At 69.9% G+C, this 23,186-nt stretch carries 22 protein-coding genes and 1 pseudogene; 8 read left to right on the top strand and 15 right to left on the bottom strand.

All coding sequences use genetic code 11. The features are described 5' to 3' along the window. On the top strand, positions 1–435 hold a 435-nt coding region (locus V8688_RS23915; RefSeq protein ID WP_342801734.1), incomplete at its 5' end, for a DUF4232 domain-containing protein. 21 nt (positions 436–456) lie between these two features. On the opposite strand, the gene V8688_RS23910 is transcribed toward V8688_RS23915, so the two are convergent. Next, entirely contained in the window at positions 457–1,671 is a 1,215-nt protein-coding gene (locus tag V8688_RS23910) for an MFS transporter (protein ID WP_342801733.1), read from the bottom strand. 84 nt (positions 1,672–1,755) lie between these two features. On the opposite strand from V8688_RS23910, the gene V8688_RS23905 reads away from it, so the two are divergent. Continuing rightward, positions 1,756–2,208: a helix-turn-helix domain-containing protein gene (locus tag V8688_RS23905; RefSeq protein WP_316574689.1), complete on the top strand. Its 453-nt coding sequence runs from the start codon at positions 1,756–1,758 to the stop codon at positions 2,206–2,208. Between the two features lie 39 nt (positions 2,209–2,247). Here the strand turns inward: V8688_RS23905 and V8688_RS23900 are convergent, their stop codons facing one another. Both V8688_RS23900 and V8688_RS23895 read right to left on the bottom strand, forming a co-directional pair. After that, positions 2,248–3,537, bottom strand: a complete 1,290-nt coding sequence (locus V8688_RS23900) for an acyl-CoA dehydrogenase family protein (RefSeq protein WP_342801732.1) — start codon at positions 3,535–3,537, stop codon at positions 2,248–2,250. 2 nt (positions 3,538–3,539) lie between these two features. Then, on the bottom strand, positions 3,540–4,199 hold the full coding sequence (locus tag V8688_RS23895; RefSeq protein ID WP_316574691.1) for a TetR/AcrR family transcriptional regulator: 660 nt from the start codon (positions 4,197–4,199) through the stop codon (positions 3,540–3,542). A gap of 245 nt (positions 4,200–4,444) precedes the next feature. On the opposite strand from V8688_RS23895, the gene V8688_RS23890 reads away from it, so the two are divergent. Further along, on the top strand, positions 4,445–6,622 hold the full coding sequence (locus V8688_RS23890) for a malate synthase G (protein ID WP_342801731.1): 2,178 nt from the start codon (positions 4,445–4,447) through the stop codon (positions 6,620–6,622). Between the two features lie 817 nt (positions 6,623–7,439). On the opposite strand, the gene V8688_RS23885 is transcribed toward V8688_RS23890, so the two are convergent. The 5 genes from V8688_RS23885 to V8688_RS23865 are packed head-to-tail and all read right to left on the bottom strand — an operon-like array spanning position 7,440 to position 13,431. Continuing rightward, positions 7,440–8,807: a hypothetical protein gene (locus V8688_RS23885; RefSeq protein ID WP_342801730.1), complete on the bottom strand. Its 1,368-nt coding sequence runs from the start codon at positions 8,805–8,807 to the stop codon at positions 7,440–7,442. Positions 8,808–8,818: 11 nt separating this feature from the next. Next, positions 8,819–9,655 (bottom strand): ABC transporter permease, encoded by an 837-nt coding sequence (locus V8688_RS23880; protein WP_342801729.1) that lies wholly within the window; start codon positions 9,653–9,655, stop codon positions 8,819–8,821. Positions 9,656–9,675: 20 nt separating this feature from the next. Beyond that, positions 9,676–10,623, bottom strand: a complete 948-nt coding sequence (locus V8688_RS23875) for an ATP-binding cassette domain-containing protein (RefSeq protein ID WP_218719980.1) — start codon at positions 10,621–10,623, stop codon at positions 9,676–9,678. Further along, positions 10,620–12,005, bottom strand: a complete 1,386-nt coding sequence (locus V8688_RS23870; RefSeq protein WP_342801728.1) for a nucleotide disphospho-sugar-binding domain-containing protein — start codon at positions 12,003–12,005, stop codon at positions 10,620–10,622. The genes V8688_RS23875 and V8688_RS23870 overlap by 4 nt, the downstream gene beginning before the upstream one ends. 4 nt (positions 12,006–12,009) lie before the next feature. Further along, entirely contained in the window at positions 12,010–13,431 is a 1,422-nt protein-coding gene (locus tag V8688_RS23865; protein ID WP_342801727.1) for a condensation domain-containing protein, read from the bottom strand. A gap of 149 nt (positions 13,432–13,580) precedes the next feature. Between V8688_RS23865 and V8688_RS23860 the strand changes: the two genes are divergently transcribed. After that, positions 13,581–13,832, top strand: a complete 252-nt coding sequence (locus V8688_RS23860) for a hypothetical protein (protein WP_342801726.1) — start codon at positions 13,581–13,583, stop codon at positions 13,830–13,832. A gap of 28 nt (positions 13,833–13,860) precedes the next feature. Here V8688_RS23860 and V8688_RS23855 read toward each other — a convergent pair whose 3' ends face one another. The 4 genes from V8688_RS23855 to V8688_RS23840 form a co-directional block, all read right to left on the bottom strand. After that, entirely contained in the window at positions 13,861–15,180 is a 1,320-nt protein-coding gene (locus tag V8688_RS23855) for a diacylglycerol kinase family protein (protein WP_342801725.1), read from the bottom strand. A 52-nt stretch (positions 15,181–15,232) separates the two neighbouring features. Then, a complete protein-coding gene (locus tag V8688_RS23850; protein ID WP_255588246.1) occupies positions 15,233–15,565 on the bottom strand; it encodes an acetyltransferase in 333 nt (110 codons plus the stop codon). Positions 15,566–15,928: 363 nt separating this feature from the next. Continuing rightward, positions 15,929–17,533 (bottom strand): MFS transporter, encoded by a 1,605-nt coding sequence (locus V8688_RS23845; protein WP_342801724.1) that lies wholly within the window; start codon positions 17,531–17,533, stop codon positions 15,929–15,931. A 16-nt stretch (positions 17,534–17,549) separates the two neighbouring features. Next, positions 17,550–18,083 (bottom strand): hypothetical protein, encoded by a 534-nt coding sequence (locus tag V8688_RS23840; RefSeq protein WP_218719987.1) that lies wholly within the window; start codon positions 18,081–18,083, stop codon positions 17,550–17,552. Between the two features lie 627 nt (positions 18,084–18,710). Here V8688_RS23840 and V8688_RS23835 point away from each other — a divergent pair. From V8688_RS23835 to V8688_RS23825, 3 genes are all read left to right on the top strand, one after another. Next, entirely contained in the window at positions 18,711–19,280 is a 570-nt protein-coding gene (locus V8688_RS23835; RefSeq protein WP_342801723.1) for a hypothetical protein, read from the top strand. A 69-nt stretch (positions 19,281–19,349) separates the two neighbouring features. Then, on the top strand, positions 19,350–19,721 hold the full coding sequence (locus tag V8688_RS23830; RefSeq protein ID WP_218719989.1) for a nuclear transport factor 2 family protein: 372 nt from the start codon (positions 19,350–19,352) through the stop codon (positions 19,719–19,721). 96 nt (positions 19,722–19,817) lie between these two features. Next, positions 19,818–20,804, top strand: a complete 987-nt coding sequence (locus V8688_RS23825; RefSeq protein WP_342801722.1) for a helix-turn-helix domain-containing protein — start codon at positions 19,818–19,820, stop codon at positions 20,802–20,804. Positions 20,805–20,825: 21 nt separating this feature from the next. Here the strand turns inward: V8688_RS23825 and V8688_RS23820 are convergent, their stop codons facing one another. Further along, positions 20,826–21,167, bottom strand: a complete 342-nt coding sequence (locus V8688_RS23820; protein ID WP_218719991.1) for a hypothetical protein — start codon at positions 21,165–21,167, stop codon at positions 20,826–20,828. Positions 21,168–21,427: 260 nt separating this feature from the next. Here V8688_RS23820 and V8688_RS23815 point away from each other — a divergent pair, with 260 nt between their 5' ends. Further along, positions 21,428–22,144 carry a hypothetical protein gene (locus tag V8688_RS23815; protein WP_342801721.1) on the top strand — a complete coding sequence of 239 codons (717 nt, stop codon included), beginning with the start codon at positions 21,428–21,430 and terminating at the stop codon, positions 22,142–22,144. 76 nt (positions 22,145–22,220) lie between these two features. On the opposite strand, the gene V8688_RS23810 is transcribed toward V8688_RS23815, so the two are convergent. Next, positions 22,221–22,382, bottom strand: a complete 162-nt coding sequence (locus tag V8688_RS23810) for a hypothetical protein (protein ID WP_316575411.1) — start codon at positions 22,380–22,382, stop codon at positions 22,221–22,223. A gap of 34 nt (positions 22,383–22,416) precedes the next feature. Continuing rightward, positions 22,417–23,186, bottom strand: a pseudogene (locus V8688_RS23805) (hypothetical protein); the annotation flags it as partial.

The following is a 23,186-nucleotide window of genomic DNA, read 5'->3' as shown; positions in this document are numbered from 1 at the left end:
GTCCCGGTGCCCGACACCGCGCCCGCGTGCGCCGACGGTCAGGTGCTCGTCGGCGGCGGACCGGTCACCGCGGCCGCGGGCCATCAGGGGCTGACCCTGCGGTTCTGGCTGGTCGGCGCCGGCGCGCCCTGTTCGCTCACCGGCTATCCGGGCGTGGACGCGATCGGCGCAGCGACCGTCGGTGCCACCCGCACGCTGCGTGGCTACCTGGGTGGCCTACCGCCCCATCAGAACGAGCCACCGACGGTGATCCTCACCCGGGACCACGGTGCGGAGGCGGTCGTGGAGGGCACCGCGACCGACGCCTCGGGTACTGCGTGCCCGGCGTACACCGGATTGCGGGTCACCGTGCCCGACACCACCGAGACCGTCCCGGTCGCCGAGACGCTGTCGGTGTGCGATCTGTCGGTCCATCCGGTCACCCCGATGAGCTGATCGCCGGCGCGGCGCTCCGGATCACGTCTGTGGGCACGAAACCGGTTGGACCGGAACGATTTCCGTGGCCGGGGTGACGCGTAGCCGGGCCAGGCCCCAGACGGTGAGACCGCACAGGGCGTAGCCGGCGCCGAACGCGCACGCGGCCCACCAGCCCCACGAGCTGTAGGCCCAGGCGGTGGTGACCGCGCCGAGGGCGGACCCGGCGGAATAGAAGGTCATATAGGCGCCGATGACGCTGCCGGTGCGGTCGGGGTGCGCGGTGGTCAGCAGGTGCTGATTGGAGACATGCACCGCCTGCACGGCGAAGTCGAGCGCGACGATGCCTGCCACGAGCAGGAGCAGAGTCGGCCCCAGCGGGGCGATGAGCAGCCAGGATCCGGCCAGGATCACCAGCGACCACCCACTGACCGTGCCTACCCGACCGGCGTCGGCCCACCTGCCCGCTCGGCTCGCGCCGAGGGCACCGGCCAGACCCGCCACCCCGAAGAGCCCGATCGCGGTGGTCCCGAGGGACCACGGTTCGGCGCCGAGCGGCAGGGCCAGGCCGCTCCAGAGCGTGCCGAAGGACGCGAAGAGGAAGAAGGCGATCATGCCACGGCTCAGGAACAGGCGATCGGTGACCAGCAGGCGACCGGTCGACCGCAGGGTCGGCAGGTAGCGTGCGCCGGGCATCCGGACATCAGGGCGCAGAACCGCCCGGGTGACGACGGCGAGCGCCACGCACGAGCCGGTCAGCAGGACGAAGACGACCCGCCACCCGAGCGTGTCCCCGAGGACGCCCGCGACGACGCGGACACCGAGAATGCCGATCACCACTCCCGAGGTGACGGCGCCGATGACGCGACCGCGGGCACCGGGGGCCGCCATCGCGGCCGCGTAGGCGACCGTCACCTGCACCACGACCGCGAACACCCCGGCGACGGCGAGCCCCACCATCGCGACCAGGCCGTTCGGTGCGAGGGCTGTGATCGCGGCGCCCACCGCGGTGAGCACGAGCAGACCGCTGATGAGCCCGCGTCGGTCCATCAGGTCGCCGAGCGGCACCAACAGGATCAGCCCGGCGACATAGCCGAGCTGTCCGGCGGCGACCAGCAGGCCCAGTGACTCGTCGGGCAAACCCAGTTCGGCGCCCGCCGTCTCCAGCACCGGCTGTATCGCATAGATCGTGGCCACCGCCGTGGCGCACACCGCGGCCAGCAGCGACCGCTGTGGTCGCGTGATTCCGGGGACCATCAGCCCTCCATTCGGTAGCAAAATGCAACCAAATCACGATAGGGAATAATGGTTTCGAAATGCAACCCGATGGAAGGGGTGGGGATGACACCGACGTCCGGCGTCGATCGCGCGTGGACCGATCCCACGTGTCCGGTCGCCCGCACCGTCGACCTGGTGGGCGATCGCTGGAGCCTGCTCATCGTCCGCGACGCCATGGACGGACCCGGCTCGTTCACCGAGTTCCGGCAGCGGCTCGGGATCGCCCGCAATATCCTCGCCGACCGGCTGCGCAGGCTCGTCGAGGACGGCATCCTCACCACCAGCGCCACGCCGAGCGGCAAGCGGCACGTCTACGAGCTCACCGCCGCCGGGCGCGATCTGTTCACGACCATCGTCGCCCTGCGGCAGTGGGGCGAACGGCACGCCTTCGCCGACGGTGCGCGGCATTCGACCCTGGTCGATCGAGACGGTGAGGCGCTCGCCGAACTGCGGCCCCACAGTCTCTCGGGCGTGCCGGTCACCGCCGAGACCACCGACGTGCGGCGCGTGGACTGAGCCGGCACCGGCACCGGATTCCCGGCGGTGACCTCCCGATCAGAGGTTGCCGACTTCGCGTTCGAGCCGCCGCGCGACCAGGTCGCGGGCCTGCTCGCGCAGCACCGGGCGGAAACCGGTGGGATACACCGGGTCCGCGGGCGCGTACTGCTTCAGGACCTCCTTGGCCAGGGTGATCTTGTGGACCTCGGTGGGCCCGTCGGCGATGGCCATGACCTCGGCGTAGGTGGTCATGTCGAGGAACGGGAGATCGGTGCTGACGCCGAGCGCGCCGTGCAGATGCAATGCGCGGCGGGCGATGTCGTTCATCACCGTCGGCATCGCCACCTTGATGGCGGCGATGTCCTTGCGGACCGCGCGATAGTCCTGGGCCTGGTCGATGCGCCAGGCCGTGCGCAGTACGAGCAGGCGGAACTGCTCCATCTGGATCCAGCTGTCGGCGATACGCTCCTGGGTCATCTGGAAGCCGCCGAGCACGCCCTTGCGGGCCGGGCGCGACACCGCGCGCTCGCACATCATGTCGAACGCCTTGCGGACCAGCGCGACCGTGCGCATCGCGTGGTGCACGCGGCCGCCGCCGAGGCGGGTCTGCGCGACGACGAAACCGGCGCCCTCCGCGCCCAGCAGGTGATCGGCGGGCACCCGGACGTCGGTGAACCGCAGGTGCCCTTCGTGTTCGCTGAAGCCGGGCACGGTGAAATTGCGCACCAGCTCGAGCCCGGGCGCATCGGCCGGGACGATGAACATCGACAGCCGCAGATGCGGTTCGGCGTCCGGATCGGTCACCACCATCACGATGTGGAAGGTGGCGAACTCGGCGCAGGAGTTGAACCACTTCTCGCCGTTGATGACCCACTCGTCCCCGTCGCGGACCGCGGTGGTGCGAAACGCCGTCGGATCCGAGCCGCCGGTGGGCTCGGTCATCACGTAACAGGAGCCGATCTCGCCGTCGAGCAACGGCTGCAGGTACTTCTGCTTCTGCTCCGCGGTGCCGAAGTGTGCCAGGATCTCGGCGTTGCCGGAATCCGGTGCCTGACAACCGAAGACGAGCGGCGCCCACATCGACGTGCCGAGCACCTCGTTGAGCAGCGCGAGCTCGAGCTGACCGTAGCCGGGACCGCCCAATTCGGGGCCGAGGTGGCAGGCCCACAGTCCCTGATCCTTCACCCGCTGCTGCAGCGGCCGCATGAGCGCGCGGATCTCCGGATCGGTCCGGTCATAGGGGTTGGGGTAGATCAGATCCAGGGGCTCGACCTCGGTGCGGACGAACTCCGCGACCCAGTCGAGCTTGCGCTGGTACTCCGGATCGGTCTCGAAATCCCAAGCCATGGTCAGCCTTTCGGTTCGGTGTCCGTGGTGCTGAGCCCGGACAGGACGGTGTCGGTGAGGATGTCGGCGATCTCGGCGGGGGAGTGCGCCCCGCGTTCGCGGTACCAGAACCCGAGCGAGTTCAGCATGCCGAGCAGGCCGTTGGTGACGACGTGATCGGCGGTGCGTAGCTGCCCCGCGGCGTAGCCGGCGTCGATGACGTCCTGCCAGCGATGCTGGAGGCGGTCGCGCAGCCGCTGCAACTCGATCGCGCGGTCGCCGGTCAGGGCGTCGGCGTCGCGCAGGTGCACGGCGACCGCGCGGCGATGGGTGACGATCAGCTCCACATGACTGCGGATGAGCAGGCGCAGCGTCGCGACCGGGTCGGTGCTCGCCTCGGCGAGGCGCTCGGCGTCGGCGAGCAGCAGGCGGGTGTAGTCGGCGAGGATCTCCCACAGCAGCTCCTCCTTGGAGCCGATGTGGTAGTACAGCGCGCCGCGCTGGACGTCGGCTCTGGCGCCGATCTCGGCGACGCCGGTGCCGTGGAAGCCGCGCTCGGCGAACAGCTCCAGCGCGGCGGCGCGGATGCGATCACGGGTGTCGGCCGCGCCGCGATCGGCGGCCGGCGGGCGGCCGCGGCGACGGACCGGAGCGACGGGTTCGCCTGCTCGCGCGACGCTCATCGTGCCTCCGCTCCACCCGGCGACCTGGGCGAGCCGCCGAGAAATGTTCCGGTCAGTACATTAATTCTCCGGGTGCCTACAATCAAGGGGTGTGCCGCCACGCCCACGCGCCGACCCCGGCGTCTCGGCGTGGCGGAATGGACGGCGGTTCCACGACGTTTCCACCCACACGAGGTGTCACCACTACCCACGGGTAACATGACATCGACTTTTCCCACCCGGCTTTCTCAAAAGTGAGGCAGTAGATGACAGAGCGGATTCAGGTCGGCGGGCTCCAGGTGGCCAGCGTTCTCCACGATTTCATCGAGAACGAGGCGCTCCCCGGTACCGGCGTAGATTCCGCCGCGTTCTGGGCCGGAGCCGAGCAGGTCATCAACGACCTCGCCCCGCGCAACCGCGCCCTGCTGGCCGAACGCGACGAGATCCAGGGCAAGCTCGACGCCTGGCACCAGGAGAGCCCCGGCGCCGGCTACGACAAGGGCGCCTACAAGCAGTTCCTGACCGAGATCGGTTACCTGCGTCCCGAGCCCGCCCCGTTCCAGATCGGCACCGGCAACGTCGACGCCGAGATCGCCACCACCGCGGGCCCGCAGCTCGTGGTGCCGGTGATGAACGCGCGCTTCGCGATCAACGCCGCCAACGCGCGGTGGGGCTCGCTCTACGACGCGCTCTACGGCACCGACGCCATCTCCGAGGCCAGCGGCGCCGAGAAGGGCACCGGCTACAACCGCGTGCGCGGCGACAAGGTCATCGAGTGGGGCCGCAACTTCCTCGACGACGCCGTCACCCTGATCACCGGCTCGCACATCGGTTCGTCGTACTACAAGATCGTCGACGGCGAGCTCGAGGTCGGCCTGGAAGACGGCACCGACATCGGCCTGGCCGATCCGTCGCAGCTCGTCGGCTACCTGGGCGACCCCGAGGCCCCGACCTCGGTGCTGCTCAAGCACAACGGCCTGCACATCGAGATCCAGATCGACGCGAACTCGCCGATCGGCTCGACCGACACCGCCGGTGTCAAGGACATCGTGCTCGAGTCCGCGCTCACCACGATCATGGACTTCGAGGACTCGGTCGCCGCGGTCGACGCCGACGACAAGGTCGTCTGTTACCGCAACTGGCTCGGCCTGATGAAGGGCGACCTGGCCGAAGAGGTCACCAAGAACGGCAAGACCTTCACCCGCACCATGAACCCCGACCGCGTGTTCACCGCGCTCGACGGTTCCGAGCTGGTGCTGCACGGCCGTTCGCTGCTGTTCGTGCGCAACGTGGGTCACCTGATGACCTCCGACGCGATCATCGACGCGCAGGGCAACGAGGTGCCCGAGGGCATCATGGACGGCCTGATCACCTCGCTGATCGCCGTGCACTCGCTCAACGGCTCCGCCCAGCTGGCCAACACCCGCACCGGCTCGGTCTACATCGTGAAGCCGAAGATGCACGGCCCCGACGAGGCCGCGTTCACCAACGAGCTGTTCGGCCGGATCGAGGACGTCCTCGGCCTGACCCGCAACACCCTCAAGGTCGGGATCATGGACGAGGAGCGCCGCACCACGGTCAACCTCGCCGCGTCGATCGAGGCCGCCAAGGAGCGCGTGGTGTTCATCAACACCGGCTTCCTGGACCGCACCGGCGACGAGATCCACACCTCCATGGAGGCCGGGCCGATGGTCCGCAAGGCCGAGATGAAGACCCAGACCTGGATCACCTCCTACGAGGACTGGAACGTCGACACCGGTCTGGCCAAGGGTCTGCCCGGCAAGGCGCAGATCGGCAAGGGCATGTGGGCCATGCCCGACCTGATGGCGGGCATGCTCGAGCAGAAGATCGGCCACCCCAAGGCCGGCGCCAACACCGCGTGGGTCCCCTCGCCGACCGCCGCCACCCTGCACGCCACCCACTACCACCAGGTGGACGTGTTCAAGCGGCAGTCCGAGATCGCCAAGGGCGGCCCGCGTGCCACCGTCGACCAGATCCTGGAGATCCCGCTGGCCCAGTCCACCGACTGGTCCGACGAGGAGAAGCGTCAGGAGCTGGACAACAACTCCCAGGGCATCCTGGGCTACGTCGTCCGCTGGATCGATCACGGTGTCGGCTGCTCGAAGGTGCCCGACATCAACGACATCGGCCTGATGGAAGACCGTGCCACCCTGCGCATCTCGAGCCAGCTGGTCGCCAACTGGCTGCGCCACGGCATCGTCACCGAGGCCGACGTGATCGCCAGCCTCGAGCGCATGGCGCCGGTCGTCGACCGCCAGAACGCCGGCGACAAGGCCTACCGCCCGATGGCGCCGGACTTCGACGCCTCGATCGCGTTCCAGGCCGCCAAGGAACTGGTGCTCGAGGGCACCAAGCAGCCCAACGGCTACACCGAGCCGATCCTGCACCGCCGCCGCCGCGAGTTCAAGGCTGCGCAGAAGTAGTGCTGCCGAGTGCATGAGAAGTAGCTCATAGCAGTGCTTNCCGCCGCCGCGAGTTCAAGGCTGCGCAGAAGTAGTGCTGCCGAGTGCATGAGAAGTAGCTCATAGCAGTGCTTTTCGCTTGTGGCCCCGCGCCGGAGAGATCCGGCGCGGGGCCACTGCCGTCACTGGACATGAACCTTGGAGACGACGATCTGAAGAAGTAGACCTTATAGCCTTGATGGTGGCCGAAGAAGTAGTGGTTCTCCAGTGTCGGTCCCTCGCCGGAGATGTCTTCGGCGGCCTCTCGGGCATCCAGCATTCGCGGAAAGAACAGGTCGGTTCCCCGGAAGAGTGTGCCGGCCTGCTTTCCCATCTGCGCGAGAAATGCGTGATACTCATCGGGGATCGGGAAGCCTTCGGGCGCAAGAGAATAGACCTGTGCGATCTCTGCTGAGTCACACCCGATGATCGAGTCGCTCGTTGCGAATCCGGACTCTATCAGGTCGCGACCGAACGATTCCATGTCACGGCTGCTGGTGTTCCTGGGCGTATCGATCTCACGTGAGACGCGACCCCCCATCGAAGACAACAGAATCGAGGCTAGCGATGGTGGCGCCGGAAGGGCAACAATCTGTCGGGGGCGGGCCAGTTGGCGTATCGCACCGCCTCGGTGCTCTGGTTTCCGCTGTTCAGAAGTAGCTACTCGCGAATGAAGCGTGCTGCGCGTCGAGCGAATCGCTCGCAACGCAGCCGGTCGATGACGTCGACTTCGACCTGTGCGAGGGCACAATTGCGGAAATCACCTCTGGGACAACGATCGGTGACACGACTGGGACCCTCACCAGTAGTGCGGGGTGAGTCCCCAGAAGTCGAATTCGGTGGTGAGGAGGGTGCGGAGGGTGGCGCGGGTGGGGAAGCGGTCCGGGTCGGCGCCGGTGACGGCGAGGGTGACGGTGTGGCCGTCGGTGCAGAAGGAGAGGTTCACGCCGACTTCCACGCGGCGGAACATGGCGGGGTCGTTGGTGCACACGACCGGGCGCATGAGGACGGCCGCGGCGTGGCGGCCCGCGAAATCGGCGACGCTCTGGGCGGTGTCGCCGAGGTTGGTGCACAGGCATTCCGGTGCGGTGGCGGTCCGGGCGAAATGGCGCAGGACGAAACGCGGCAGGATCATCTGGAGGGGTTGCAGGTGTTGCAGGGCCGGGGTGGTCGCCGGGTCGCGGTAGGCGGTCGCCGCCTGTTTGACCGCCGTGCGGACCGCGGCGAGGTCGACGCGGTCGGTGGTGCGGTAGCGGACCGAGATCGGCAGGCCGGTGGTGGCATTGGCGCGCGGGTCGTCGGCGGTGCGCATCGAATGGGGGATGTCGACGCGGATGTCGGCGGCGTCGCCGACACGTCCGCTGCGCCCGAGCAGGCCCGCGCCGAGGGCGATCAGCAGCCCGTTGGTCGTGCCGGAATGTGTTGCGGCGACGGAGTTCCACTGGTCCAGCGACAGCTGCACGACGACGTCGGCGGGGGACCATCGCCGCGGCAGCGGCAGCAGGGGTTGCGCGGGCCGGGGCGTGCGGTCGGGCTCGGTGACAGCCCGGGCCGCGATCGCGGCCCGGATGCCCTTCGCCACCGCTCGCAGCTGATGCAGCGCATCGGAGACGTTCGCGCCGAGCGCGTTTCGCGGCGCCCGGCCGACCAGCGCCCCGGAACTCACGGTCCGGTCGGGTTCCTCCGCCAGACGGGCCAGCGCATCGCCGACGGCGAACAGCACCGCGCCGCCGTCGGAGGCCACATGTGAGGTCACCAGCGACACCAGGGTCCCGCCCGTGGTGGTCGGCGCGGCCGACAATCGCCACACCAGACCGGTGCCGGGGTCGAAATCCACTCGGCTCTGGGCGAAGTACCAGTCCAGCACCTCGTCCTCGGCGACCGGCACCGTGTCCCACCCCAGCGGGATCGAGGCGGTGGCGGGCACCCAGTACGGGCGGGCGAAGGGCACCCGGGTGCCCTGGACTCGGCGGGCCAGGAAGCCGTGGGCGAGCTGGGCGTGGAAGCGGTCGAGCAGGTCGCGGCTCAGCGGCTCGTCGAACCGCCAGGCGAGTTGATTCACCAGCGCGTTGCCGTAGAGGCTGTGCAGTTTGAGGAACAGGTCGTCGTCGGCGGTGAGCCGATTGACGGCGGCCACGGGAGTGATCGCGGGAGCGGTGAGCGTCATGGTGGCTCCTCTCAGCGGGCACGCAGGGTGCGGACGGTCAGGGGCGCGAAGACGGCGACGACGACGAGCGAGGCGACCATCGACCAGCAGGCATCGGCGCCGATCGCGCCGTTCTCGGCGAGCGCGCGGACCGCCGACACCAGATACGACACGGGGTTGTAGTCGGAGACGTAGCCGAGCCAGGTGGGCATGGACTCCTCGGGCACCAGCGCGTTCGAGGCGAAACTCAGGAAGGTCAGCACCAGCATCGACATGCCCTGCACGGCGGCGGGCCGCGACACGGTGACCCCGATGAACGCGAACAGCCAGCTGATCGCGGTGGTCGCCAGCACGACCAGCACCGCGCCGGCGACGAAGCCGATCGGATGCGCCGGTCGGTAGCCCATGGCGAACCCGACGATCACCACCGTGGTCGCAGCGATCACATAGCGGGTTGCCCCGGCCAGCAGCGCGCCGGCGACCGGGGCCGACCGCGCGATCGGCATGGCGACGAACCGGTCGAAGACCCCTGAGCGGATGTCCTCGGACAGCTGCACCCCGGTCGCGACCGACGACGTCAGCACGATCTGCACCAGTACGCCCGGGATCAGGATCGGCAGGTAGGCCGTCATGCTGCCGGCGATGGCGGTGCCGAAGATGCTGCCGAACAGCAGCGGCCCGACGATGGGCAGCAGGAGGGCGTCGTAGAGCAGCTGTGGGCTGTGCCGGAAGGTGAGCAGCCCGCGCCAGGCCATCAGCAGGGACTGGAACAGCGCGGCGCGCAGGCTCACGTGCGTGACGCGGGGGCGGCGAGCGATCGTCGTGGGAGCGGTGGTCTCGACGGCGATCTCGGCGGTGGTGACGGTCATGATGGTCTCGACTTCCGTGATCAGGCGGCGGCGCGGGCCGTGCCGGTGAGAGCGAGGAAGACCTCGTTCAGGTCGGGTCGGTCGACGGCGAAGCCGCGCAGTGCGATGCCCGCGGCCCGGCAGGCGGCGACGATGTCGGCGGCGGTGCCCGCGTCGGCGAGCGCGACGGTCAGGACCCCGGCCGAGGAGCCCTCCGGCACCTCGCCGGTGAGGTCGGCGACAATGGCTTCGGCGTGCCCGGACTGGGCCACATCGGCGAGTTCCAGACGCAGCACCTGTTCGCCGATGGAGGACTTGAGCTCGGCGGCGGTGCCCTCGGCGACGATGGCGCCGCGGTCGATCACCGCGATCCGGTCGGCCAGTGCGTCGGCTTCCTCGAGGTACTGGGTGGTGAGCAGCACGGTCGCGCCGCGGGCGACGAGCTTGCGGATGATGCCCCACATGCGGTCGCGGGTGTGCGGGTCCAGGCCGGTGGTGGGTTCGTCGAGGAAGATCAGCGGGGGATCGGTGATCAGCGTCGCGGCCAGATCCAGGCGCCGCCGCATGCCGCCGGAGAACTGGCCGACCGGGCGATCGGTGACCGCGCTCAGCTCGAACTCCGCGAGCAGTTCGGTGCTGCGGGCGGCGGCCGCGCGCCGGGAGAGCCCGAGCAGGCGGCCGAACAGGCGCAGATTCTCACCCGCGGTGAGGGTTTCGTCGACGGAGGCGTATTGGCCGGTGAGCCCGATCATCGAGCGCACCGCGGTGGCCTCGCGCACGATGTCGTAGCCGAAGATCTCGGCGCTGCCGCGATCGGGCCGCACCAGGGTCGCGAGCATGCGCACGGTGGTGGTCTTGCCCGCGCCGTTGGGGCCGAGCAGGGCGAAGACGGTGCCCGCCGCGACGGTGAGGTCGACCGCGCCCACGGCGGTGAAGTCGCCGTAGGACTTGCCGAGTCCGGTGATCCGGATGGCGATATCGGGGTTCATGGGAGTCTCCCTGGGGCGTCGATGAGTTCGGGCGCGACCGGGACCAGCGCCGCGACGATGTCGGCGGCACGCTCGACACCGTCGGTGGTGAAGGCGGCGGCGTAGTCGGCGGCCCGGCGGCGGACCTCGGGGGTCGAGATCCGGTCGAGCAGCGAGTCGAGCCGCGCGCCGGTGAGCGTGCGCGCCGGGGTGGTCGCCGCCAGGCCGCGTCGTTGCAGCGCTCGTCCCCAGTAGGGCTGGTCGGCCTGGACCGAGCAGATCACCTGCGGCACACCGGCTCTCAACGCGGCCGCGGTGGTTCCCGCGCCGCCGTGGTGCACCACCGCCACACAGTGCGGCAGCACCTCGGTGTGGTCGACCTGGTCGACGACGGCCACGTCGGCATCGATGCCGGGGGTGATCGCGGCCCAGCCCGAGGCCAGCAACAGGCGGCGCCCGCGACGCGCGCAGACCTCACGCAGCATGGCGACGAACTCGACGGGATCCCCGACATCCATCGAGCCGAAGCCCACGTAGACGGGTGCGGAACCGGCCGCCAGCCACCGGCGAACCGCTGCCTGGGCATCGGTGCGGGAGCGGAAACCGGCGGAAGCCGTGGCGGTCGCGCTCGACGGCAGCGCCGGATCCGTCGAGGCGCCGCACCGCACGTCGTCCCGGGGACCGAGCGGCCCGGCCTCGGGATGAGCGCCGCGCGGGCGCCGGTGACGATCGGAATCCCTCGGCGTGGTGCGGACACCGTCGACGTCGACCGGAAAGCCGGTGAACGGCCCGGGCAGTTCGTCGCGCAGACCGGGGAACAGCGTGGGGTCGTACGCCTGGATACGCACCCTGGTCGGCGGTTCGCCCGTGGGCAGCACTGGGGAAAGCGCGGCAGCCCTGGCGAAGGCGAGCGCCGACCACCCCCAGCGGTGCACGACACCCGGAAGTCGCTGCGCCCAGCGCGCCGGAACCACCGGGACGACGGCATTGGCCTGGATCGGGAAGAAGTGCATCGCCGCGAACGGCAGCCCCGCCTCGTGCGCCACCGCGGCGGCGGCCTCCTCGCCCGCCATCCCGGCCACGACCGCATCATGGCCGGGCACCAGCTCGCGCAGGTCGGCGACCATATCCGGCACACCGCGACGCTGTAGGTCGAGCACGGCGCGCAGTCGTGACCACGGATTGCGGGCCTTGAATCGGCGGTCGGTGCGCTGGGCGTGCAGCAGCACGGCGCTGTCACACCCGAAGGGGACCGCGGGGACGCCGTGTTCGGTCGCGAACCCGACGAGGTTGGGGGCCAGCGCGAGGGTCACCTCATGTCCCCGGGCGATCAGAGCGCGCGCCAGAAGGATGCCGGGCTGGGCATCGCCGCGGCTGCCGGTGAAAGCCAACAGGGCCCGCATCGTCTCATACCGCCCGCGCGACGACCGGCGCCGCGACGGGCGCGGGTGCGTCGAGGTGGACCGCCGCGGTGACCTCCGTCAGCGCCGCGCCGAAGGCGGTGAGGAAATCGTCCATCACCTCGGCGGGCAGCCCCGCGGGATACCGGGTGGACACGTAGAGGCCGTCGGCGGCCCGCACGACCCACAGGAACACCTCGTCGGTGGAGTACGACTCCGCCCGCAGGGTCCGTCCGCGCAGGTCGGCGACTAGCTCGTAGCCGGGCAGCACCCGGATGTCGAGGAAGGACACACCGAACCGGGGCGTCTCGCGCACGCCGAGGATGTCCAGCACGCGCGACCAGGACGCGTCGTTCGCCGTCCGTGAGCGGCGCAACGCGGTGCGCGTGTTCTCCATCGCCGCGGCCATCCCCGCGCCGGGCTCCACCCGGATATCGACCGGGACGACATTGACGAACCAGCCCATCGCTTCCAGCCAGCGCAGATCGGGCCGGGTTGCGATCGGCATCACCGTGCGCAGACGTTCCGTGCCGAACCGGCGCTGGTGGGCCACGGCCAGTGCGGCGAACACCGCCACCGACATCCGGTGCCGCACCTGGTCGAGAACCGCCTCGACCTGTTCGAGCTGGTCGAGCTCGAGCACCCGCCGCGACACACTCGGCTGCGCGAGGCCGGCGGCCACAGGCCGGTGCGTGTGCGGGGCGAACTGTGGCATGGTGCCGTCGCCGCCGGCGAGGAACTCCCGCCAGGTCGCCACCGCGGGCGATTCGGCGTCGAGGTCGGCGGCGGCCGCCCGCTCGACCACCGCGAAGTCGGCGGGACTGCCGAACGTGGCCGATTCGCGGGCCTGCTCGCCCGCCAGCACCTCGCGGTAGAGGGTGCGCAGCTCCAGGATGAGGATGGCCTGGGAGTAGGCGTCCATCACCGAGTGATCGGCGCCCACCAGCACGGTGAAGTCCGCGGTCGCGGCATGCTCGACGGTCGCGGCCAGCAGATGCGGCCAGACCAGTGGGGACAGCCGCAGTTCCATTGCGCTGCAGAGGAATTCGTTGATACTCGGCCCGTCGGTGAGGCCGTCGACCTGCTGTTCGACGATGCCGACCGCGGTAGCGGGCGCGAGGAGCCTGCCGGGTTCGCCCGCGGCGTCGGCGCGCACCGTGGTACGCAGCCCCTCGTGCCGGGCATGCCAGCGGCGCAGCGTCTCGGCCCAGGCGGCGCGCTCGAGCCGGGCGTCCATCTCGAAGACGGTGCCGATCCAGCGGCCACGGCCCGGTCGCGGATCGGCGGGGTCGACGCTCGCGCAGTAGCCGGCGTGCACGCTGGTCAGCGGACGGTCGTCGGGGTGCCAGGCGTTCGCGGGCAGTTCCGGTGTCCAGAGCGACAACGTGCCGGGGCGGATCTCGAATTCGGACAGGTGGGTGTATTCCATGACCGGTTCACCTCGTGACGAATACATGCCGGAACGGCGGAAGACGGATTCGAAAAGGGGCACGTCGATGTGTCACCACTGATGCTCTGGAACTTCGACGGCGGTAATTCCCGGGAAGCCTCGGCGGATCTGATGGTATAGCCGTAGCGATGGAATTCATGCCTGTGACGGCGATCACGGTTTTGCTGAACAAAACTCTTCTGCCAGCGGTTGGTGATGGGGGTTCGGTGGATTGCGGCTGTCGCACAGAATATTTCGGATGGAAATATTGGTGCACACCGGTGTCCGTCGACACTTTTGTTCAGCCGTGGTCGGTGCGCGGTGTCGGCGTCATCACAGCTCGGGTGGCCCGTTGTCCGGTGCTGTTTCCCGGCCGTTCATCCGGTGTGGTGTGGCAGTGAGTGAAATGCCGGAATCGGTGGGCTGTGCTCAGCGCGATGCCGCGACGTCGCCGCGAATGGCCAACTCGCGCAGCCGGAGCCAATCGATCGTGGGCCGTGCGGGCGGTGTTCCCGGCCGCTCGCGCGGCACCCACACGCGCAGCGCGCCCGGTTCGATGACGCAGTGCACCGGCGTGTCGAGCCGGCGGGACTCACCGTCGACGCCGACCGGGAGCTGCGGGGCGTCGGTGTCGACGTCGACCCGCGCGGTGGTGTGCTGGGTGAGCCCGCGGCTGCGGGTGCGGCGGAGCAGGCCGACCGCGTCGCGAGTGTTGGCGACCGAGACGGTGACCGCACCGAGCATGCCGCGATCGAGGCGGTCGCGGCGGTTCAGGCCGGCGAGATCGCTGGTGCCGTAGGGGTTGTTGCTCACCAGGATCGCCTGCGGTCCGACGACCGTGGTGCCGTCGATTCGGGCGACGAGCTGGTGGCCGGTGTGGCCGGCGAGCAGGTCGGGCAGCAGACGCAGGACCGTCGCGGTCTTGTCGTCGCGGTAGGCGGGACTGCGCACGATCTCGGCGTAGACGCCGAACGAGGCGTTGTTGACGAACGGCAGTCCGTTGATGCGGCCCAGGTCCACGCGTAGTTCCACGCCGTCGCGGAGCGCGTCGAGCCCGGCGGCGGGATCGTCGCGATCCAGGCCGAGGTCCATCGCGAAGTGATTGCGGGTCCCCGCGCTGATCACCAGGAACGGCAGATCGTGCTCGGCCGCGACGCCTGCCACCAGGGCCTGGGTTCCGTCACCGCCCGCCACCCCGAGCAGATCCGCGCCCCGCGCGACGGCCTGTCTGGCCAGCGCCTCGACATCGACGTGGCCCTCGAGCATCGCTACTTCCGCACCCAGTTCCTCGGCGCGGCGACGCAGGTCGAACTTCTCGACCTTCCCGCCGCCGGACCGTGGATTCATGATCAGGAACGGGTGCTGGGCGCGCGGGGCCGACCGGCCCGGCGCGGTGGCGGGTGGTGTTCCGGCGCGCAGCGCGATGCGCGCGCAAACCACCGCCAGCAGGGCTGCCGCGACGGCGAGCAACACCACCCACAGCAGCCGGGCGCGCACGAACACCACGACGACGAAGATCGGCGAGAGCACCGCGATCGCCAGCGATACCCAGCGCAGCACTCCGTACCTGGTCAGGAACCAGTACAGCGCGGCCATCGTGACGACCACGCCCCCGGTGCCGATGATCAGCACACCGAGGGTCCCCACGACCCCGGCGAACAGCACCGGGATCACCGCCGTCAGGGCCGCGAACACGAAGGCGGCCCGGGCCGACCAGGTCCGGATCCGCCGTCCGGAGTCGGTGGTCATCGCCCGGCCCGCCGTGGCGCGGGCCGGGATGTCGTCCGTCGCACGGGCGGACTCAGGGCTGTGGTTTCCAGGTGGCGATCGCCCAGATGATCACCACGCTGAGGGCGATGATGATGAACGACCAGGCCGGGTAGTAGGGCAGGGAAAGGAAGTTGGCGACGATCACCAGTCCGGCGACACCGAGCGCGCTGTACCGGCCCCAGGTGGCGCCCAGGACCAGGCCGACGCCGACGATCAGCGCCAGCGCTCCGAGGACCACGTGGACCCAGCCCCAGGTGGTCGTATCGAACTCGTACACGTAGTCGATTCCGGCCACATATATTTCGTCTTCCAGCAGCGCGGAAATGCCCTGCAGGATCGAGACCGCCGCCAGGATGAGAAGCATGCACGCGGCCGTGATGGATATTCCTTCCGCGACGGCTTGTCGCTGAAAGGGTTCTGCTTCGGGTGGTGCGCGATGCGCTGAGGTATTGCTGGTCATGCTCGACTCCTCGCTGTGCGGAGGGACGCCAGCCCGTCGCGAACAGGATCGCCGACAATTCTGCCGACAGTCCGGTGACGAGGTCGGCGAGCGGGTGATATTCGGTCGAAGAACGTTCTGATTTTACCGAAATAGCATCCTCCGAACAAGGAATCGGGCAGGCACAGAATCAGTCGGTAGATGGGGGGTGCGCGTTCACGAGCGCTCCTCGCCTCGGGACCCTGCGGTCGGCCTGTTCCAGCCAACCAGCCGGGCCCGGCGCCGACCTCACCCGGAACGGGTGATTCCCGAGGCGGACCGACGGGGCAGCAGGCCGGTGCCGAACAGCGCCAGGACCGCGATCAGCGCGGTCACCGCGAACGCGACCTGCAGGGCCTCGAGGCGGGCGTCGGCGTTGACCGACTGCACGGCGGCGGCGGTGGTGGCGTCGACCCCGGCCTCGTCGAGGGCGTCGGAGAGCTGCTGGTCCGACAGGAACGGCACCCCTGAAGCCAGATCGGTGGTGGCCTGCTGTTGCACGGCGACCGGCACGTCCGGGTTCTGCTCGATTCCGGCGACCACCGAGGACGTCAGCGTGGCGATCAGGACCGACCCGATCAGCGCGGTCCCCAGCGAGGCGCCGAGCTGGGTCGCGGTGTTCTGGATCCCGCCGACCTCGGAGGTGCGTGAATCGGGCACGGCCGAGACCGTGACCGCACCGAGCTGCGAGGCCAGCGCGCCCAGACCCAGCCCCATCAGCAACATCGGGATCGACACCACCGCCGCGTTGGCGCCGGGATCCATGCCCGCCGTGAGCATCAGTACCCCGACGATGATCACGCCCAGGCCCAGCCGGACCACCCGGCGCGGGTTGGCATGGGGACGGAACTTGGGGATGCCCACCGCGGTCAGCACCAGCGCGACCGACAGCGGCAGAATACGCACTCCGGTCTCGACCGCGCTGAGCTCGAGCACCACCGACAGGAACAGCGGCACCGTGAAGAACGCCCCGGCCTGCACGGCGAACTGCGCGAAGAACATGCTCGACCCGCCCACGAGCTGACGGTTCCGCAGCAGCGCCGGATCGACGAGCGGATCCCGGTCGTGGTCCACCAGATACGCCTGCCAGCGCAGAAACAGGTACAGGGTGAACAAGCCGCCCAGCAACAGCCAGATCACCGCCGACAATCCGAACAGTGCCGGGGCGCCGGATTCCGGCCGCACCCAGCCCCATTCGCTCGACCGCAGCACGCCGAACACGATCGCGCCGAGCCCGACGACCGACAGCGCCGAGCCGATCAGGTCGAGGCGGACCCGCTCGGCGGGCGCGTCCTCGACGCGGCGCAGCACCAGCAGGATCGCCACCACGATGACCACCTCGCCGAAGAAGACGTAGCGCCACGACGCGAATGTCGTCACCGCGCCACCGAGCAGCGGGCCGACGGCGACCGCGATCGCACCCGCCGCCGCCACCATCCCGTAGGCCGCCGGTCGTCGATCGGGTGCGAAGTTACCCGCGACCAGGGAGACGATCGCGGGCATGATCAGGGCCGCGCCGATGCCTTCCAGCAGCGACCAGCCCAGCAGCAGGACGGCCAGATTGGGCGCCAGGCCGGTGACGAACGAGCCGATGCCGTAGATCACCAGGCCGATCCCGAACACCCGGCGTCTGCCGACGATGGCGCCCACTTTGCCGCCGGTGATCATCAGCGAGGCCATGACCAGGGTGTAGAGCGTGATGGCGGTCTGGATGCCGGTGATCGTGGTGTCGAGGTCTTGGGCGACGGTGGCCATCGACACGTTCATCACCGAACTGTCGAGGGTCATCAGGAACTGGCCCGCCGCCAGCACGAGCAGGACGAGCGAACTGGACTTCACCGGTGTCGCCGACATCCGGTCCTCCTCGCGATCAGTGGGTCAGGATGACTTTGACCGCCACCACGGTGGTGGCGACGCAGCCCAGCACGACCGCTCCGGTCAGTGCCGATCGGTCGGGGCGCCGGCCTTGCAGCCGCCGGATGACGAACACGATGCCCGCGATGCGTACCAGCATCGCGACCTCCGCCAGGATCTGCGCGGTGCGTGGTTGCAGCCACCCGAAGGCCGCGGCCGCGAGAATCGCGCACGGCAGCACCGCCGAGGTGAGGATGGGCAGCGAATCGCGCAGGTTCGCCCAGCGTTGCGCGGCGGGCATCGCCATGCCCTGCCGCACCGATTGCCCGACGCTCTCGGCGAACGAATGCGCGATGAACGTCGACACCGCGGTCCCGAGGACGACCAGGATGCCGACGTCCTCGGTGGACGGCGCGACCGGGATCAAAGCGGCGAGGATCAGCACGTTGCCGTAGATATAGGCGCTGATGCGACTGGCCGCATTGCGCTGATCGAGGGGGACCCGGGAGAACAGGGGCCTGTGCAACAGCTCGTGGGTGGTGCCGTCCATCTGTCCTCACCGTGTTCGTCGGGCGCTACCGGTCTCACGTCGGAAAGGTTTGCTCCCTGTGTACTGTATTCGCGGTTCGCCACGGCCGCGAGGAGGTTCGCCCTCCGGCGCCGCCGTGGCGCGGCGTCGGTGCGCGCCGCGCCACGTGCGGCGAATATGTCGACGGCGAGAATTCGTGGCCCGCCACCCGCGGAAATTGCGGCCCGGCCGGAAATTGATCGGCCGGCGCACCCGGTATGCGCGGAACTCGCTGCCCGCGCCGATTTCGCTCCGTCGACGCCCTCACCTGCTGAAACGGCGATCGCGTTGTCGGCGAAACGAATGCGCGCGCGGTCCGGCTGGTAATGCTCCAGTGCTTCGAGATCGCCTCGTGATCGGCGGTCACGAGTTGCTATGGTGGGCAAGCGAATCGTTCATCCGAATGTGAGGAAGCTTGATGGGAAGCACTGCTCTCGACGTCATTGCCCTGCTGGTCAACCGTGCCGCCGGATTCTGGAACTGGATGGCGACCGGCTCGGCGGGATTCCCGCCGCTGTGACGGTGTGATCTGTGCGCGCGAAACCCCTGAAAGCCCCGGGCCTTCAGGGGTTTCGCCGTTTCCGGCCGGTGCGTTTGTAGGGTGGGCCCATGACGACCGTGGACACCGAGGCCGCGCCGGCGCCCCGGCGCTGGGTGCTGGCGATGCGCACGTCGATCGTGCTGGCGGCCGGAGCGATCGGCGTCCTCGTCCTGAACGACGCCACCGAGTTCGACCTGTTGGTCACGGTCGGCGGCGGGCTCACGCTGCTGGTCGCCGGGGTGCTGTGGATGGTGTGCGCGCCGATCGGGTGCGCGCGCTACCGGCGCTACGGCACGGTGCTGGTCGCGCCGCTGGTGGTGTCGGTCGGCATCGGCGCCGCCGTGGCCGGGATTCCGGATCGGGTGGCGTGGTGGCTGTCGGAATCGGCGGTGACGGAGGTGGCCCGCGCGGGGTGCGACGAGACCCGGGCAGGCTGGATCGGTGTCGTCCGGGTGCACTCGGTCGCCGCGAGCGACGGCGGCTGCCTGTTCCGGATCGGGGACTCGCTCGGGGGCCTGGCCTACTTTCCCGACGGTGCGCGGCCGCCGGTCCACGCCCCCGCCACCTACCAGCCCGTCTACATCCCGTTCGACGGGAACTGGTACCGCTACTCCGTCGACCTGCACGACGAGCACTGAGACGGTCGTCCGGTTCTGTCGGACCCCGGCGTTACCGTTGGCGCACAGCCCATGTCGAGGAGGGTGACGATGACCGACAGTGTCGACGGTGTGCGCGAACGAGCGCGGCGTCCGGAGGATCTGAGCCGGCTGGTGGTCGAACGGCTGAATGCCGGTGACGTGGACGGCCTGGTCGAATTGTATGAATCCGAGGCGGTGCTCGCCCTGCCGGACGGCGTGGTGGCGACCGGCATCGCCGAGATCAGAGCCGCCTACGCGCGCCTGATCGCGGATCGGCCGGTGTTTCAGCTCGGCGCGCAGGCGCCCGCATTACGCGCGGGCGATCTCGCGCTCACCTCGTCGCGGCTGCCCGGCGGAACCGGGGCCACGGTCGAGGTTGCACGCAGGCAGCCGGACGGTAGCTGGCGCTGGATCCTGGACCAGCCGAACGTGCTCGGCTGAGCGGTCGGCGGTGTCCAGAATGTTGGACATCGGCGGCACCGCCTTCTCCGTAGCGTGGTGCTCGGGTCGGGACCAGAACATCGAGGAGGCCTGTACATGACGAGGTCGAATTCCGTCCTCGCGCGGGCGTCGGGCTCCGACGGCGAGTGGCGCACGACGATGCCGATCGCCGCGCACGGAGACGACGCGGGCCGGGTGCAACGCCTGGTCGCCGCGTTCACCGAGGCCGAGGACACGGTGGGCGCCGCCGAGATCGAGGACGTCGTCGCCGCGTGGGTGCGCCAGGGCGTCTCTCTGGAGACGGTGCTGCGCTACGCGGTGCTGCGCGAACACCACAGCGCGGTGCACGCGATCACGGCGGCCCTGCTCGACGGCAGCGCGACCGCGACCATGGCGCGGCGCTGCGGGGTCGAGATCGCGTCGCACTACTGGGTCCTCGCGCTGGCCGTTGCCGACCATCCGGAGTCCGCGGGCCGGGTGCGTCCCGACCGCGCGCAGGCCAGGCGCAGGCTCGAACAGATGCGCGCCGAATTGTTCCGCTGGTCCGCCGGCACCGCGCTGTCGCTGCTGACCGGCGACGGCGGCACCGCGCTGATTCCCGGCGATGTCGACGCCGACGAACTCGAGCCGCTCTTCGCCGCGCTGACCCATGCCGCGGGAGTGCCGATCACCGCGGCGGTCGCGCACTGCCCCAGTGACGCGTTGCCGACCTGGGCGGACCGGACGCACAGTCTGCTCGATATGGTGCAGCGGCTCGGCGTCGACGGCCGGCTGCACCACTTCGCCGACCTGGCGCTGGAATACCAGCTGACCAGGCCCGGCCCCGGGCGGGATTTCCTTGCGGCCCTGCTGGATCCGCTCGACGAGCACCCCGAACTGTTCGCCACCCTGCAGTGCCACATCGCGCACGACGTGAACCGGCAGCGCACCGCGCGGGCCCTGCACGTGCATCCCAACACCGTCGATTTCCGGCTCAAGCGCATCGCCCGGCTGACCGGCTGCGACGCGACCCGCAGCCACGGGCTGTGGCGCTTGCGGTCGGCGCTGGTCGCGCGCAGCTACCGCAGTGCGGAACCGGTGTAGCGCAGCGGCTTTCGCCGCACGTCAGTTCTGGTTCAGACCGGTCGACAGCACGACGACGACCTTGTCCTGGGTGACCTCGCTGACCCGGACGTCCATGCCGTTGGCCGCCTGCGACTGCCCGACCGGCACCGTCAGCTGCTGACCGCCGATGCTCAGCGTCACCATGTCGCCGTTCACGGCGACCAGTTCGGCATCGATCCCGAGCACCGACGCCTTGGCGCTCACGCCGCGTTCGAAGGTCACCGTGCACCCGCCGACATTGCATTCGGAGGTGGTGCCGGGCCCCGTCATGGTGCAGGCGGTGGCGGCGAAGGGCAACAGGAGGGCGAACGCGCACAGCGTGATCAGCCGACGAACTGGCATGAGGGCCAGTGTAGTGCGCGCCGAAAGACGGCGGTCCACAGCGTGGACTCGGGATCGAAGGTGCAACGGAACGGTCTCGCCGTGTTGCGGGTCGACCTCGCCGGGTAATACCGTCGCTGACAGGTAACTGGCATCGCAGACGGGTTGCCGATCGTGTCCGGTACGTCGGGGTGAACTGGCCGAATCTGTTGTTCGCGGACAGACGTGCCGGTCAACCGGGTAGTCGCTGGGGCGAGCGGCCGAGATCGGGAGGTGGGTCGATGAGCGCGAGCGAGATGACGGTTGCCAGCCGCTGGTGGTGGCGGCCGGGATGGACACCGGGCCGGTCCTTCTACGACTGGCAGGTCACGCCGACCCAGCCCGTCGCCGACAAGCTGGTGGAGATCTTCGCGCCGACCCTGACCAGGCTGCCCGGCTTCGAACCCGTCGACGCCGGCCGTCTGCGGATCGGGGTCCAGGGCATCGGCTTCGTCGACGGGGTCAAGGGAGTGCATCTCGCGGCGCTGGTCGCCGGTTCGCGCGCCGCGCTCGCCGAGCGCGCCCCGTTCCAGCTCACCTTCGGCGCTCCCGTGGTTGCCGCCGACTCGATCCGTCTGCCGATCGAGCTGCCCGCCGATCTGCTCGAGGTCCGCGAGGACCTCACCCGCGCGCTGACCGAGGTGTGGATCCGGGAGCGGGTCCCCGAGTTCGGTGAGCCGCTGCGGCCCTTCCTCGCCCTGGCGTATGCGACCCGGCCGACCTCGGTCGAGCACATTCGCGCGGTGCTCGCCGAGGACGGTTTCGCCGATTTCGGCCTCGACGACACCGTGTCGTCGGTGTCGCTGGTCGAATTGCTGTGTGAGAACCAGCGATACGACTGGGCCGAGGTGAGCACCGCCGACCTGCTGCGGGTGCCCGATCCGGTCGTCGAACCCACCGTCTACGACGATCCGCTCTTCGGCGCGTTGCGACGACCGGCCGACCTGCTCAGGGGATGAGCCGCGGCGGTGGCGTGCCGTGCGGCGCTATCCTTCCGCGCACCGATAGCGGAATTCGACGGGTGCGGCGCGGGCGCTACTCGTCCTCGGCCGGGGCCCGGCCGATCGGTGAGGAGAGCCGGATGACACCGGCGTCCAGGTCGACGGCCAGCCGGGGATCGTGATCCTGCCCGTCGCTGTCGCCGCTGCCCTCGTTCTGCAGCTTCTTGCCCGGAAACAGCTCGCCCATGATGCCCACGGCTCCACGATAGCCGCGGGCAGCGGCGCTCAGCTCACCAGAAGCGCGGAGTCAGGCCCCAGTCGGCGAACTCGGCGGCGAGCAGGTCCTGCAGGGCCGCGCGGGTCGGGAAGCGGTCGGGATCGCCCCCGGTGACCACCAGGGTGACCGTGTCGTCGTCGCAGGAGAAGGCCAGGTTGACGCCGACTTCCACCTGCCGGAACAGTTCCACCGGGCCGGGGTTGACCACCGGTCGCATGATGACGTCGCGGGCCCGGTGCGGGCCGAGGACGGCGATGTTCTGGGCGGTGCGCCCCATGTTCGTGCACAGGCATTCCGGCGCTTTGGCGGTGCGCGCGAACTTGTGCAGCACCACCTTCGGCAGCAGCATCTGGACCGGCTGCAGGTGCTGGATCGGCGGGATGGTCTCGGGATTGCGGTAGGCCAGGCCCGCGGCCTTGAGCGCGGCGCGGACCGCGGGCAGGTCGGCGCGCTCACCCGCCCGGTAAGTGACGCTGATCGGCAGCCCGGTGGTGGCGTTGGCCCGGGGATCGTCGGCCACCCGCATCGAGTGCGGGATGTCCACGCGGACCTCGGCACCGTCGGCGATGCGGCCACTGCGCCCGAGCAGACCGACGGCGACGCCGATCAGCAGGCCGTTGGTGGTGCCGCCGTTGGCGGCGGCGACCGCGTCCCAGTCGGCGAGGTCGACCTGGACGATCGTCTCGGCGGCCTGCCAGGTCTCCGAGTGCGGGAGGCGGGGTTCGGCCGGGCGCGGATTGCGGGCGGGCTCGCTGACACCGCGAGCGCGCCGCGCCGCGCGGA

The sequence above is a fragment of the Nocardia sp. No.11 genome, from assembly GCF_038752175.1.
GTDB classification, from domain to species: domain Bacteria; phylum Actinomycetota; class Actinomycetes; order Mycobacteriales; family Mycobacteriaceae; genus Nocardia; species Nocardia canadensis.
The sequence above is the reverse complement of the archived record's forward strand: the minus strand, read 5'-3'. Positions and strand labels throughout refer to the sequence as shown.

Bases quoted from the DNA above. Each gene is read 5' to 3' on its own strand.
- V8688_RS23910 (WP_342801733.1), bottom strand. From the start codon at position 1,671: ATGGTCCCCGGAATCACGCGACCACAGCGGTCGCTGCTGGCCGCGGTG.
- V8688_RS23830 (WP_218719989.1), top strand. From the start codon at position 19,350: ATGACCGACAGTGTCGACGGTGTGCGCGAACGAGCGCGGCGTCCGGAG.
- V8688_RS23835 (WP_342801723.1), top strand. From the start codon at position 18,711: ATGACGACCGTGGACACCGAGGCCGCGCCGGCGCCCCGGCGCTGGGTG.
- V8688_RS23900 (WP_342801732.1), bottom strand. From the start codon at position 3,537: ATGGCTTGGGATTTCGAGACCGATCCGGAGTACCAGCGCAAGCTCGAC.
- V8688_RS23825 (WP_342801722.1), top strand. From the start codon at position 19,818: ATGACGAGGTCGAATTCCGTCCTCGCGCGGGCGTCGGGCTCCGACGGC.
- V8688_RS23820 (WP_218719991.1), bottom strand. From the start codon at position 21,167: ATGCCAGTTCGTCGGCTGATCACGCTGTGCGCGTTCGCCCTCCTGTTG.
- V8688_RS23875 (WP_218719980.1), bottom strand. From the start codon at position 10,623: ATGAACCCCGATATCGCCATCCGGATCACCGGACTCGGCAAGTCCTAC.
- V8688_RS23815 (WP_342801721.1), top strand. From the start codon at position 21,428: ATGAGCGCGAGCGAGATGACGGTTGCCAGCCGCTGGTGGTGGCGGCCG.
- V8688_RS23845 (WP_342801724.1), bottom strand. From the start codon at position 17,533: ATGTCGGCGACACCGGTGAAGTCCAGTTCGCTCGTCCTGCTCGTGCTG.
- V8688_RS23865 (WP_342801727.1), bottom strand. From the start codon at position 13,431: ATGGAATACACCCACCTGTCCGAATTCGAGATCCGCCCCGGCACGTTG.
- V8688_RS23895 (WP_316574691.1), bottom strand. From the start codon at position 4,199: ATGAGCGTCGCGCGAGCAGGCGAACCCGTCGCTCCGGTCCGTCGCCGC.
- V8688_RS23885 (WP_342801730.1), bottom strand. From the start codon at position 8,807: ATGACGCTCACCGCTCCCGCGATCACTCCCGTGGCCGCCGTCAATCGG.
- V8688_RS23870 (WP_342801728.1), bottom strand. From the start codon at position 12,005: ATGCGGGCCCTGTTGGCTTTCACCGGCAGCCGCGGCGATGCCCAGCCC.
- V8688_RS23905 (WP_316574689.1), top strand. From the start codon at position 1,756: ATGACACCGACGTCCGGCGTCGATCGCGCGTGGACCGATCCCACGTGT.
- V8688_RS23855 (WP_342801725.1), bottom strand. From the start codon at position 15,180: ATGACCACCGACTCCGGACGGCGGATCCGGACCTGGTCGGCCCGGGCC.
- V8688_RS23890 (WP_342801731.1), top strand. From the start codon at position 4,445: ATGACAGAGCGGATTCAGGTCGGCGGGCTCCAGGTGGCCAGCGTTCTC.
- V8688_RS23850 (WP_255588246.1), bottom strand. From the start codon at position 15,565: ATGCTTCTCATCCTGGCGGCGGTCTCGATCCTGCAGGGCATTTCCGCG.
- V8688_RS23860 (WP_342801726.1), top strand. From the start codon at position 13,581: ATGGAATTCATGCCTGTGACGGCGATCACGGTTTTGCTGAACAAAACT.
- V8688_RS23840 (WP_218719987.1), bottom strand. From the start codon at position 18,083: ATGGACGGCACCACCCACGAGCTGTTGCACAGGCCCCTGTTCTCCCGG.
- V8688_RS23880 (WP_342801729.1), bottom strand. From the start codon at position 9,655: ATGACCGTCACCACCGCCGAGATCGCCGTCGAGACCACCGCTCCCACG.